Source organism: Pedobacter endophyticus, from assembly GCF_015679185.1.
GTDB classification, from domain to species: Bacteria; Bacteroidota; Bacteroidia; order Sphingobacteriales; family Sphingobacteriaceae; genus Pedobacter; species Pedobacter endophyticus.
Map to the genome: position 1 here is coordinate 3,653,922 of NZ_CP064939.1, position 13,735 is coordinate 3,667,656.

At 44.5% G+C, this 13,735-nt stretch carries 6 protein-coding genes, 2 tRNA genes and 2 rRNA genes; 7 read left to right on the forward strand and 3 right to left on the reverse strand.

Annotated elements, in window-relative coordinates; translation table 11 throughout:
• Positions 1-235: 235 nt before the first annotated feature.
• The gene (dxs, locus tag IZT61_RS14860) at positions 236-2,164 is read right to left on the reverse strand and encodes a 1-deoxy-D-xylulose-5-phosphate synthase (protein WP_196097812.1); all 1,929 of its coding nucleotides are present in this window, start codon (positions 2,162-2,164) and stop codon (positions 236-238) included.
• Positions 2,165-2,479: 315 nt separating this feature from the next.
• On the opposite strand from dxs, the gene IZT61_RS14865 reads away from it, so the two are divergent.
• The 3 genes from IZT61_RS14865 (at position 2,480) to glyA (ending at position 5,193) form a co-directional block, all read left to right on the forward strand.
• Positions 2,480-2,671 (forward strand): hypothetical protein, encoded by a 192-nt coding sequence (locus IZT61_RS14865; RefSeq protein WP_196097813.1) that lies wholly within the window; start codon positions 2,480-2,482, stop codon positions 2,669-2,671.
• Positions 2,672-2,790: 119 nt separating this feature from the next.
• The gene (locus tag IZT61_RS14870) at positions 2,791-3,534 is read left to right on the forward strand and encodes a segregation and condensation protein A (protein WP_196097815.1); all 744 of its coding nucleotides are present in this window, start codon (positions 2,791-2,793) and stop codon (positions 3,532-3,534) included.
• A gap of 387 nt (positions 3,535-3,921) precedes the next feature.
• Positions 3,922-5,193, forward strand: coding sequence for a serine hydroxymethyltransferase (gene glyA, locus IZT61_RS14875; RefSeq protein ID WP_196097816.1), 1,272 nt, complete (start codon positions 3,922-3,924; stop codon positions 5,191-5,193).
• Positions 5,194-5,473: 280 nt separating this feature from the next.
• Here the strand turns inward: glyA and IZT61_RS14880 are convergent, their stop codons facing one another.
• Complete coding sequence (locus IZT61_RS14880) at positions 5,474-6,883, reverse strand: hypothetical protein (protein WP_196097818.1); 1,410 nt, start codon at positions 6,881-6,883, stop codon at positions 5,474-5,476.
• Between the two features lie 10 nt (positions 6,884-6,893).
• On the reverse strand, positions 6,894-7,592 hold the full coding sequence (locus IZT61_RS14885) for a ComF family protein (RefSeq protein ID WP_196097820.1): 699 nt from the start codon (positions 7,590-7,592) through the stop codon (positions 6,894-6,896).
• A gap of 848 nt (positions 7,593-8,440) precedes the next feature.
• Here IZT61_RS14885 and IZT61_RS14890 point away from each other — a divergent pair.
• The 4 genes from IZT61_RS14890 to IZT61_RS14905 all read left to right on the forward strand — a co-directional run bounded on the left by IZT61_RS14890 (position 8,441) and on the right by IZT61_RS14905 (position 13,722).
• Positions 8,441-9,962: ribosomal RNA gene (locus tag IZT61_RS14890) — 16S ribosomal RNA — on the forward strand.
• 234 nt (positions 9,963-10,196) lie between these two features.
• Positions 10,197-10,271, forward strand: a tRNA-Ile gene (locus IZT61_RS14895).
• A gap of 88 nt (positions 10,272-10,359) precedes the next feature.
• A tRNA-Ala gene (locus IZT61_RS14900) sits at positions 10,360-10,436 on the forward strand.
• Between the two features lie 409 nt (positions 10,437-10,845).
• Positions 10,846-13,722: ribosomal RNA gene (locus tag IZT61_RS14905) — 23S ribosomal RNA — on the forward strand.
• Together the 16S and 23S rRNA genes with 2 tRNA genes alongside form the textbook arrangement of a ribosomal RNA operon.
• The last annotated feature ends 13 nt before the right edge of the window (positions 13,723-13,735 follow it).

Sequence of the window (13,735 nt, forward strand, 5' to 3'; positions counted from 1 at the left end):
CAATGTGGCTAAAATGACGAGGTTTTGCTGAGATAATAATCGAACCGAAGTTACTTTGTTTCCCGCTTTCCCGGAAAGGGTTTGCATCTCTAAACAAATACTCAACTTTAATGATTTGGGATCTGTCTTCTCCCTATGAACGTTTGGGTTAAAGCAGATACTTTGTTTCCCTCTCTCCCGGAGAGGGACTTGCATTTCAGAACAAATACTACCAACATTAACAGGGTGAGGCTTCCTACCCAGCTAAACTATTCGTTGTGCGTTTAACGGCGAATTTTTTAACGGTATTTATGATCGAAAATTTATCGTAACCGCATTCAGCCCACAGTTCTGGCTGCTCTCCGTGCTCAATAAACTGATCGGGGATGCCTAAGCGAATCACATTTGCCTGGTATTTATGATCTGCCATGAACTCCAACACCGCCGAGCCAACTCCGCCCTGAATGGCACCATCTTCTACGGTGATAATGTGTTTATATTTAGAAAATACCTCATGAAGCATTTCTTCATCGAGCGGTTTAACAAAGCGCAAATCGTAATGTGCCGGATAAATTCCCTCGCTGTTAAGTTCAGATCGGGCCTCAACGGCAAAATTGCCTACATGGCCGAGGGTTAACAGTGCCACTTCCTCGCCATCGCAGATTTTTCTTCCCTTGCCAATCTCCAACGCTTTAAACGGTCTTTTCCAATCGGCCATTACGCCATTTCCGCGAGGATACCGAATCACAAAAGGACCAGCATTTTCCAGCTGAGCGGTGTACATGAGGTTTCGTAACTCTTCCTCGTTCATTGGCGATGAAATGGTAAGGTTCGGAATGCAGCGCATATACGAAATGTCATAAGCACCATGATGTGTTGCGCCATCGGCTCCGGCCAAACCGGCTCTATCTAAACATAAAACCACATTGAGTTTTTGAATAGCCACATCATGAATTACCTGATCGTACGCCCTTTGCATAAAGCTCGAATAGATATTGCAAAAAGGAACCATTCCCTGGGTAGCAAGACCTGCAGAAAAAGTAACGGCATGTTGTTCGGCAATGCCTACATCGAAAGCTCGTTTTGGCATGGCCTTCATCATAATATTTAACGAAGAGCCCGAAGGCATTGCTGGTGTTATGCCTACAATTTTATCGTTTGCCTCGGCCAGTTCTACCATGGTATGTCCGAAAACATCCTGATATTTTGGCGGTTGAGGCTTATCAGTAATACTTTTTTTAATTTCGCCGGTAATCTTATCAAAAAGACCCGGTGCATGCCATTTGGTTTGGTCTTTTTCGGCCAGGGCGAAACCTTTGCCTTTAACGGTAACACAATGCAAGAGTTTTGGTCCCGGAATTGCAGCTAAATCTTTGATGGTTTGCGCCAGTCGTTTCACATCGTGACCATCAACCGGCCCGAAATACCTGAAATTTAATGCTTCAAATAAATTACTCTGCTTTAAAAGAGTTCCCTTAATGCTTTTTTCTATTTTCTTAACGTATTTGTGCGCATTCGGTCCTAACTTAGATAGTCCTGCAAGCACCGTAGAAATATCGTCTCTAAACCTATTGTACGATTTCGAAATGGTAATGCTCGTTAAATATTCTTTTAGCGCACCAACATTCGGATCGATAGACATGCAGTTATCGTTTAAGATCACCAGTACATTGCTGTTTTCGATGCCGGCATGGTTTAAACCCTCAAATGCCAGTCCCGCTGTCATGGCACCATCGCCTATAATGGCAACATGCTGCCGGTCAGGTTCGCCCTTCAACTGGGCTGCTACGGCCATACCGAGTGCCGCAGAAATTGATGTAGATGAATGCCCAACGCCAAAGGTATCGTATTGGCTCTCTGAAATTTTCGGAAAACCACTAATGCCCTTGTAAACCCGATTTGTGTGGAACAAATCTCTGCGGCCAGTCAAAATCTTGTGGCCATACGCCTGGTGTCCAACATCCCAAACTAACTTATCGTAAGGCGTGTTCAGCGCATAATGTAAGGCAACGGTAAGCTCAACAACACCCAAGCTGGCACCAAAGTGACCGCCATTAACACTTACAATATCAATAATATATTGACGTAATTCTTGGCATATCTGCTCCAGATCGGCTTCGCTAAACTGCTTCAAATCAGCAGGGTAATTGATTTTTGATAATAGTGGGCCAGCTTTAACTTGCATTCATTATTGTGGTAAAGGACAAGTTACAAAGGAACGCATTTTTGTTATAAAAGCGAAAGGAAATTTGAGGCGGTCTTTACAACCAAAAATAGGCAAAGAAATGAAACTGCCCCACCAAATTTTTATCCATTAAAAATTATTTGATTACAACAAATCGAGCTGTATTTAGTCTTATTTGTAATACACATATATTAGCTAAACCCTATAGTGCTAATCTGCTAAATGAGCACTTACTTCTACTTGTTCCGTAACCATATCGACTACGTTTTACACAGCTCTGTATAGTCGTATTTTTATCGCTAAATAAATACTTGTATGATTAGCTTAACTCACGACACTTCAGCCCATAAACTAAACAAAGTAAAAGTTGGCGACGAAATTACTGACGAATACCAATCGCAGGGAAAGGTTGTTAAAATAAACAAAAATATTATTAACGACCTGAGAGAGTATATGTTTCATTTGGATTCGAGGCAGATTATTTATATTTTAAGCAAAGCGATGTAGCCATAGATCGTTACCTATAATAATAGATCATTTCGGTAAAAAGCGCTATTGCCAGATCTTCATGCATCAAGTCTTTTCTTGCTGAGGGAATTAGATCATTTTCTTTATGTTTGCATTAAATGCAAGCAGAGAATTTCGAAATCAAACTTCCGGTATTTGAAGGCCCGTTCGATTTATTATTATTCTTTATCGAGCGTGATGAATTGAACATTCAGGATGTTGAGATTGCAAAGATTACCAACGACTTTTTAGATTATATCCATCAGCTTTTAGCAGTTAATGTTGAGGTGGCAAGCGAGTTTATACTGGTGGCCGCTACCTTAATGCGCATTAAATCTAAAATGCTTTTGCCCCGCATTGAAATAGATGAGGCGGGTAACGAGGTTAACCCCGAGCAAGACCTGATTGCCAGGTTAATTGCCTACAAGCAGTTTAAGTCGGCGGCGGAGGAAATGCGGGTTTTTGAAGAAAGCCGGATGCAACAGGAGCGAAGGGGAAACATTGAGCATGATTTAACGCTTGTTGCCGAATCGTCGTCGCACCAGGATGAACTTTTATCGCTCGATCTGTATAAACTGCTTACGGTTTATCATCGAACCATGCAAAAGTACGAGTTGAGGAGCGAGGAAGTAAAACACACCGTGGTGCAGTACCCTTACACCATTGAACAACAAAAGCATTTTATTGCAAATTTGCTCGATATTAATCAACAAATCGACTTTGCGCTTGTGCTAAAAAATTCGGAGAACAAAGTACATTTCGTGTATAATTTCCTGGCGATACTGGAAATGCTGCAACAACAAATTGTAGAAATTACTATTGGCAGTGGATTCAATAATTTTAAGGTGAAATCTTTTTCCTAGATGAGATCTTCAAGTGCCTGTTTAAAAAAGTACACTTTTTAAAGGATGTCACGTTTGTCTCCTACTGAACTTTGATTGATGCGTCATCCTTTCCAAAATTTGGGGGATCTGAATTCAAAAAAGAAGTATCACTAGCATTACGATTCCCGCCTGCGCGGGAAGGACGACCGATTAAAGTAAATGTGCTCATAGAACATTAAAATTAGACACATTTACCCTGAGCTTTCCGAAAAACCGGGACAGGTACTCGAAAGGCAGCTACAATTCGAAACAGTAATCGCTTTCAATAAACGCATCTCTTTATGTAAAAGCGATTTCGCTGAAATCCATCTCTGCCTTAACGATTAATTTCTTACTTTTGCAGAAAAATACAAACCTAATATAAGGATGACACGCGACACCCAAATCTTTGAACTTATTGATCAGGAACTAAACCGCCAGGAGCACGGTTTGGAACTTATTGCATCAGAAAACTTTGTGAGCAAGCAGGTAATGGAAGCTGCTGGTTCGGTATTAACCAACAAATATGCCGAAGGCCTGCCAGGAAAACGCTATTATGGCGGCTGCCAAGTTGTAGATGTGGTGGAGCAAATTGCCATCGACAGAGCTAAGCAATTGTTCAGCGCTGCCTGGGTTAACGTTCAGCCTCACTCGGGTGCGCAAGCTAACGCGGCAGTAATGTTGGCAGTTTTGCAACCTGGTGATAAGATTTTGGGTTTCGACCTTTCGCACGGTGGGCACTTAACACACGGTTCTCCGGTAAATTTTTCGGGCAAACTATATGAGCCGCTATTTTATGGTGTAGAAAAAGAAACCGGCCTTATCGATTATAAAAAACTGGAAGAGGTTGCGCTTGCTGAAAAGCCAAAGTTGATTATTTGTGGTGCCTCAGCCTACTCTCGCGAGTGGGATTATGCTTTTATCCGCTCGGTAGCAGATAAAATTGGTGCATTGGTGTTGGCTGATATTTCTCACCCGGCAGGGCTGATAGCAAAAGGATTGTTAACTAACCCGCTTCCGCACTGCCACATTGTAACCACTACTACACACAAAACCTTACGCGGCCCTCGTGGTGGTATGATTATGATGGGTAAAGATTTTGAAAACCCCTGGGGATTAAAAACGCCAAAGGGCGAAGTGCGCATGATGAGCAATTTGTTAGACATGGCAGTTTTTCCAGGTACACAAGGTGGCCCTTTAGAGCATATTATTGCAGCTAAGGCAATTGCCTTTGGCGAAGCTTTAACCGACGAATACGGTGCTTATATTAAACAAGTTGCCGCAAATGCACAAGCAATGGCCAAGGCGTTTGTAGCTAAAGGTTACGGAATTATTTCGGGCGGTACCGATAACCACTTAATGTTAATTGACCTTAGAAATAAGAACATTACTGGTAAAGTGGCCGAAAACGCCTTAGAAAGAGCAGAAATTACCGTAAATAAAAATATGGTTCCTTTTGATGATAAATCGCCGTTTGTAACCTCTGGCATCCGCGTGGGTACAGCAGCAATTACCACCCGCGGTTTAAAAGAAACTGAAATGGGTAAAATTGTTGATCTGATTGATCAGGTGCTTACCAATCCAGATGATGAAGCAAACATCAATAGCGTAAAGGCCGAGGTAATTAAACTGGTTAGCGCCTTTCCGCTTTACAAATAAGATTAATTAAATATTTTGAGAGCAGTTGCATTAATTTGTAACTGCTTTTTTATTGGTTAAAATTATATTGCCGTTAACTTCAGTGGGTCTATTGCCGTTAACTTCAGTCAACGGTATAAGGACTAGCCGTGATCTTGAAATCCCTCAATTCTATAAATTCTGATCCCAAAAAGTAAAGGGCCGATATTCTTAGAAGAAATATCGACCCTTACCATCTAAATTAACGCTCTCAAATATATAACGCAGCGAAATACGAATTGTTTTAACTTAATAAAAAAAATTAATTTTTCTCATAACAGCCTAATGTCGAAGGGTTTATTCTGTTTATGCCGCGTAAGTCTTTATTCAAATAGCTATTGTAATAAGGATCGTTGGTTAGGCTCGAACCTTTTCCAATAACAATGCTGTTATCCTGCAACTGAAAATTCTCCGAATCAACTGCGATAAAACCCGGCTCAACATTAATCAGATTGCTGCTGCCCAAATCAGTCTTTGTTGTCTTAATCAGGTTATTCAGCAGCTTATACTCAACCTTTGCCGAGCTTTTGCGTTGAATGTCGAGCTCGTTAATCAAAGAGCCGCAGATAATATTGTTGGTCAGTTCTATGTTAAGATGATTGTAAGCACTGCTCGATATATAGTCAGAAAAAGTCAATGCTGCAGTCTTCCGCGGAAAGTCGAAGTTATATCCCGCAAAGGTATTTTGTTTCAGCATATAACGGCCTCCGCCTGTAGCATAAACCAGGTAGTTGCCGCAATTGTACATTAAATTGTTAAAGGCCAGCATTTCCGAATGGTAGCCAATGTAAGCGGCAACCTGCATGTTCTTTATAATACTGTTGCTTAAAATCAGTTTGCTGTTTCCATTGTGAGATAACGAATCGGAAGTAATACCTACAGATGCGTTCTTGATGACCGCGTATTTAATTACCGCATTTCCCAACCGCTTTAAAAAAATCCCCTTCCACTGGCCCGGTTCACTCGCGTAAATGCTTTCGAGCCTGTCGCTGCAAAACACCACAGGATCGTTTGCCGAGCCTTCGACATTTAGCATGCCCTCAACGTTTAAGCTGGCATCTTTGTGAAAATAGATCTTCGTTCCAGGTGCAACATTCAATCTTGATCCGCTCTGCACGGTAACGCCGCCAGTAATTACATAAGGAAGCCTATTAGACCAATATGTATCGCCTGTGATTGATTTCTCATTTATAAAAATCGCATTTTGCCCAAAAGCCACAAGTTTAATAACCTGCCTATGGCCATTACAATTGATAATTATAGAATCTTGCACTAAAAAAGGCAGGTTGCTAGCCGTGGGATCTATTTTAACCTTAACAAAAATATTCAGCGAGTCCTTACCGTTAAGTAACAGGTTTGTGCTGCTCGACGTTGATTCGCCGTTGATATTAAGGCTAAATGACGATGGCGTACCTCCAGATAGCACAATTTCGTTAATATATAACGCGTTCGGGTTTTCATTGCTGAGCCTGATCCGTTTCGTAACCGAACCAGTAGATGAAAATATCGTGTCGAACAGAACGCTGTTTGTGGCCAAAGTTAGCTTCGCCTCCGGATCGCTCGTAATGCGCTCATCTTTACGGCAAGCAGCCACAAGTATCAACAACAATAAAAACAAGCCATTATTTAAACGCATCTTATCAAACATATAGAAATGTTCGGTTTCTTGCAAAAAAAGAAATTTATTCGGCAAAGGCCAGCGCCGCAATACTTACCTTATTTGCGCCACATAACAAAAGCGCATTGGCGCACGCTTCGAGGGTTGCCCCAGTGGTAACCACATCATCCACTAACAAAACATGGCGCCCTTTAATAAGTGCCGAGTTGTCGACCTCAAAAACATGCTGCATATTTTCATAACGACTGTACCTGTTTTTTTTGGTCTGGCTTTCCGTACCCACCAATCGCCTCAGTAATTTTTCATTAACGCCAATGCCAGTTATTAGCGAAATACCTTCGGCGATAAAAGCACTTTGATTAAAGCCTCTCAATCTCAATTTACTTGGGTGAAGCGGCACCGGAATAATTGCATCCATTTCAGCATAGAGTTGCGATCCTTGTAATCTTTCACCCAGCATTTTGCCCAGCATCAGGCCAACTTCCGTTTTGCCCTTGTATTTTAAGCTATGAATCAGGTTCTGCACCTTAGTTCCCTTTCTAAAATACAGCATTGCCATCGCCGCATTAATGTCAACCCTTCCCCAAAGCTGCTTGGCCACCCTGTTTTCAGCATGCAAATGATAATCGGTAAAGGGCAAATCGTACAAACATTTCGTGCAAATGATTGCCTCATTTAACAACAGCTCGGCCCCGCAAGCATTGCACAACTCCGGAAAAAGAAGCCCAATCAAGTCCGATGCCCAACGTTGTATGATTAACATAACCCTAATTTATCATTTTAATTAATAGAAAGTTCATTAATTGGTGTGTTTTGTGAATTGATAATGGGTTGATTAGTATCATTAGCTCACTGGTTCATTTACTCCTCGCAATTGCAAACTGAGAACTCCCAACTGAACCCCCCCCCCAACACCCCAATCCCTGAAATGTTTGCCCCGCCCTTCAATTTTTTTTCATTGATTTTCAGTTCATTATCAAAACCTCCAAAAAATACCCCCATATCCATTTGGAGTAAGCCCAACTTTTGCTACCTTTGCATCCCGCTTCGGAGGAAACGGTTGTATTGAAAAGGTGGATCAGGGACAGTAGAGAGGGAAAAGGCGCAGAATTTATTTCAAAATAAATTTGGCGAAAACAAAAAGATCACTACCTTTGCAGCCCCGATCAGAAGAAAGGGACGCCCGTTAAAAGACAGGCAGATTGAAAAGCGAAGAGAAGGAAAAAGGAGAACGAAAAAAATAAAATAATTTATTTGCAGTTCAGAAAAAGTTTTCTACCTTTGCACTCCCAACCGAAAGGAAAGGAAAAAAAAGTCCAGCGGCGGATGTCGCGAGTGACTAAAAATGAAAAGATTGAAACTGGCCGAAACAGGGAAAAGACCATTAAGACTTATGCCCAACTGAAGCTGGAAGATATATAAAAGGCATACCGTGAGGTTTCAATGCCGATAAGTTCTTAAAAGAGATGTCAATGATGCGTAGTGGGGTAATGAAGTACGAATTCAAGTACAGAGTTCCTTATTACATTTTAAAGTCAATGTCTAACAGACAAAACAAAAGAAGACTATTTTTAACAATAGTTAAAACTGGTCAGAATCAAATAACATTTTACAATGGAGAGTTTGATCCTGGCTCAGGATGAACGCTAGCGGCAGGCCTAATACATGCAAGTCGAGGGGTATAGCGGTGCTTGCACTGCTAGAGACCGGCGCACGGGTGCGTAACGCGTATGCAACCTACCTTTATCTGGGGGATAGCCCGGAGAAATCCGGATTAATACCGCATAAAATCACAGTACTGCATAGTACAATGATCAAACATTTATGGGATGAAGATGGGCATGCGTGTCATTAGCTAGTTGGCGGGGTAACGGCCCACCAAGGCGACGATGACTAGGGGATCTGAGAGGATGGCCCCCCACACTGGTACTGAGACACGGACCAGACTCCTACGGGAGGCAGCAGTAAGGAATATTGGTCAATGGAGGCAACTCTGAACCAGCCATGCCGCGTGCAGGAAGACTGCCCTATGGGTTGTAAACTGCTTTTACTCGGGAATAAACCTAGATACGTGTATTTAGCTGAATGTACCGAGGGAATAAGGATCGGCTAACTCCGTGCCAGCAGCCGCGGTAATACGGAGGATCCAAGCGTTATCCGGATTTATTGGGTTTAAAGGGTGCGTAGGCGGCCTGTTAAGTCAGGGGTGAAAGACGGTAGCTCAACTATCGCAGTGCCCTTGATACTGATGGGCTTGAATGGACTAGAGGTAGGCGGAATGAGACAAGTAGCGGTGAAATGCATAGATATGTCTCAGAACACCGATTGCGAAGGCAGCTTACTATGGTCATATTGACGCTGAGGCACGAAAGCGTGGGGATCAAACAGGATTAGATACCCTGGTAGTCCACGCCCTAAACGATGAACACTCGCTGTTGGCGATACACAGTCAGCGGCTAAGCGAAAGCGTTAAGTGTTCCACCTGGGGAGTACGCCCGCAAGGGTGAAACTCAAAGGAATTGACGGGGGCCCGCACAAGCGGAGGAGCATGTGGTTTAATTCGATGATACGCGAGGAACCTTACCCGGGCTTGAAAGTTAGTGAATGATCTAGAGATAGATCAGTGAGCAATCACACGAAACTAGGTGCTGCATGGCTGTCGTCAGCTCGTGCCGTGAGGTGTTGGGTTAAGTCCCGCAACGAGCGCAACCCCTATGTTTAGTTGCCAGCACGTTAAGGTGGGGACTCTAAACAGACTGCCTGTGCAAACAGAGAGGAAGGAGGGGACGACGTCAAGTCATCATGGCCCTTACGTCCGGGGCTACACACGTGCTACAATGGACGGTACAGAGGGCAGCTAGCCAGCAATGGTATGCGAATCTCACAAAGCCGTTCACAGTTCGGATTGGGGTCTGCAACTCGACCCCATGAAGTTGGATTCGCTAGTAATCGCGTATCAGCAATGACGCGGTGAATACGTTCCCGGGCCTTGTACACACCGCCCGTCAAGCCATGGAAGTTGGGGGTACCTAAAGTATGTAACCGCAAGGAGCGTCCTAGGGTAAAACCGATAACTGGGGCTAAGTCGTAACAAGGTAGCCGTACCGGAAGGTGCGGCTGGAATACCTCCTTTCTGGAGTAGAGTTGACTACTCACTGCGCAACATGATATTTCTACATTAAGGTTTAGGGTAATAAGGTATAAGGCTTAAGGTCTTCATACTCCATATACATACTATATCTTAATATTAAAAAAAACTAAGGAGAGACGAGATTGAAATTGAATTACGATTTAAGATTGACGAATTACGATTGAAGCGGCAACGGAAGAACATCGTAAGTCTAAAATCAACAATCTAAGATCAAGAAGTCCCGTAGCTCAGCCTGGTTAGAGCACTACACTGATAATGTAGGGGTCTCCAGTTCAAATCTGGACGGGACTACACCACTGAAAGTCATAAGTCGATAAGTCTTAAGTCATGAGTCGTTAAGACTACGGACTGTTGACTAGGGACTTAAGGACTGGACTCTGGGGGATTAGCTCAGCTGGCTAGAGCGCCTGCCTTGCACGCAGGAGGTCAACGGTTCGACTCCGTTATTCTCCACCATTAAGGTTGAGGGTTAAAAGGTTGAAGGTTTAGGGTAATACCTATTGCTTAAACACACCACACCATAAAAACACACATCACCCGGATCGGTGATCATCATTGACAGATTGAAAGAAAAAGAAAAACGCCACAGGGGCACATGAAACGGTTCGAGACCGCAGTTTTTACTAATAAGGTTAAGCTTAGGCTTGGGCAGAGGACAATGAAACCCTCCACCCTTATACCCTAAACCTTACACCTTAGTAAAGTTCTTTGACATATTGGAAGAAGTTAAAAAAGAAGAGCAAACAACAATAGGCGACTGTTGTGTTTGTGCTCACTTAGAGGGATCGCAAGAAACCGCTAAGTATGAGACATCATAACAAGAGCAAAAAAAGCATACCATATGGCGCAAAAGGCATATGAGTAGAAGAAAGTAAGAAAGAGTACACGGGGGATGCCTTGGCTCTCAGAGGCGATGAAGGACGTGATAAGCTGCGATAAGCTTCGGGTATTTGCAAATAGGAATAGATCCGAAGATTTCCGAATGGGGCAACCCGGCTGGTTGAAGACCAGTCACATATAATGAGCAAACCTGCCGAACTGAAACATCTAAGTAAGCAGAGGAAGAGAAAATAACAATGATTTCCTGAGTAGTGGCGAGCGAAAGGGAAAGAGCCCAAACCTATTTTGTTACGGCAAAGTGGGGGTTGTAGGACTGCAACGTGGCATTGGTGAACAGAAGTGGAACGGGATGGGAAGCCCGGCGATACAAGGTGATAGCCCTGTACACGTATAGAACACCAGTCTAGCAGTATCCTGAGTACCGCGAGGTCGGAGACGCCTTGTGGGAATCTGCCGGCACCATCCGGTAAGGCTAAATACTCCTGAGAGACCGATAGTGAACCAGTACCGTGAGGGAAAGGTGAAAAGAACCCCGAACAGGGGAGTGAAATAGAACCTGAAACCGTGTACTTACAAGCGGTCGGAGCGTACAAGTTGCGTGACGGCGTGCCTTTTGCATAATGAGCCTACGAGTTACTCCTCACTGGCAAGGTTAAGTGGTTAAGCCACGGATCCGAAGCGAAAGCGAGTCTGAATAGGGCGCATAGTCAGTGGGGGTAGACGCGAAACCTTGTGATCTACCCATGGACAGGTTGAAGGTGCGGTAACACGTACTGGAGGACCGAACCGATAAACGTTGAAAAGTTTCCGGATGATCTGTGGGTAGGGGTGAAAGGCTAATCAAACTGGGAAATAGCTCGTACTCCCCGAAATGTTTTTAGGAACAGCGTGGATATTTAGTTTAATAGAGGTAGAGCTACTGATTGGGTGCGGGGGAGTCAAATCCTACCAAATCCAGACAAACTCCGAATGCTATTAAATATGATCTGCAGTGAGGCGCGGGGTGCTAAGGTCACGCGCCGAGAGGGAAAGAACCCAGACCATCAGCTAAGGTCCCCAAGTTACAGTTAAGTTGAACTAACGAGGTCCGATTGCACAGACAGCTAGGATGTTGGCTTGGAAGCAGCCATTCATTTAAAGAGTGCGTAACAGCTCACTAGTCGAGCGATCGGGCATGGATAATAAACGGGCATTAAATTGTACACCGAAGCTATGGGATTGAAATATATCGGTAGGGGAGCATTCCATCGACAGCGAAGGTACCTGGTAATGGGTGCTGGAGTTTATGGAAAAGCAAATGTAGGCATAAGTAACGATAAGGCGGGCGAGAAACCCGCCCACCGAAAGGATAAGGTTTCCTGATCAACGCTAATCGGATCAGGGTCAGTCGGGACCTAAGGAGAACCCGAAGGGGAAATTCGATGGACAACTGGTTAATATTCCAGTACTTTTTATAACTGCGATGTGGGGACGGAGTAGTGACACTGCCGCGATCTGACGGAATAGATCGTTAAAGACAGTAGGTATTAGAACGGTAGGCAAATCCGCCGATCTAGCTGAAAGTCGATAGTACCGCGAGCCCTCGGGTGAGTGGATAGTGCAGGTAATCAGACTTCCAAGAAAAACCGCTAAGCTTCAGGTTATAAAAACCCGTACCGCAAACCGACACAGGTATCCGGGAAGAGGATTCTAAGGTGCTCGAGTGAATCATGGCTAAGGAACTCGGCAAAATGGCCCTGTAACTTCGGGAGAAGGGGCGCTGGCAGCAATGTCAGCCGCAGTGAAAAGGCCCAGGCGACTGTTTAACAAAAACACATGGCTTTGCAAAATCGAAAGATGAGGTATAAGGCCTGACACCTGCCCGGTGCTGGAAGGTTAAGAGGGGATGTCATCCGCAAGGAGAAGCATTGAATCGAAGCCCCAGTAAACGGCGGCCGTAACTATAACGGTCCTAAGGTAGCGAAATTCCTTGTCGGGTAAGTTCCGACCTGCACGAATGGTGTAACGATCTGGGCGCTGTCTCAGCCATGAGCTCGGTGAAATTGTGGTCCCGGTGAAGACGCCGGGTACCCGCAACGGGACGGAAAGACCCCATGCACCTTCACTACAATTTAACATTGACATTGGGTACAGGATGTGTAGGATAGGTGGGAGGCTATGAAGCGGTGTCGCCAGGCATCGTGGAGCCAACGTTGAAATACCACCCTTTCTGTATTCGGTGTCTAACTCCACAAAGTGGAGGACATTGTTTGATGGGTAGTTTGACTGGGGTGGTCGCCTCCAAAAAGGTAACGGAGGCTTTCAAAGGTAAGCTCAGTACGCTTGGTAACCGTACGTGGAGTGCAATAGCATAAGCTTGCTTGACTGTGAGACATACAGGTCGATCAGGGTCGAAAGACGGATATAGTGATCCGGTGGTTCTGCATGGAAGGGCCATCGCTCAAAGGATAAAAGGTACGCTGGGGATAACAGGCTGATCTCCCCCAAGAGCTCATATCGACGGGGAGGTTTGGCACCTCGATGTCGGCTCGTCACATCCTGGGGCTGGAGAAGGTCCCAAGGGTTCGGCTGTTCGCCGATTAAAGTGGCACGCGAGCTGGGTTCAGAACGTCGCGAGACAGTTCGGTCCCTATCTGTTGTGGGCGTAGGAATTTTGAGTGGGGCTGACCTTAGTACGAGAGGACCGGGTTGGACCAGCCTCTAGTGAATCTGTTGTTCCGCCAGGGGCATTGCAGAGTAGCTACGCTGGGAATAGATAAGCGCTGAAAGCATCTAAGTGCGAAACTAGCCACGAGATGAGAATTCCATATAGGGCCGTAGCAGACTACTACGTTGATAGGCTACAGATGTAAAGGTGGCGACACCACAGTCGAGTAGTACTAATCACCCGAAGCTTTCAAAGCAACAACATCGTT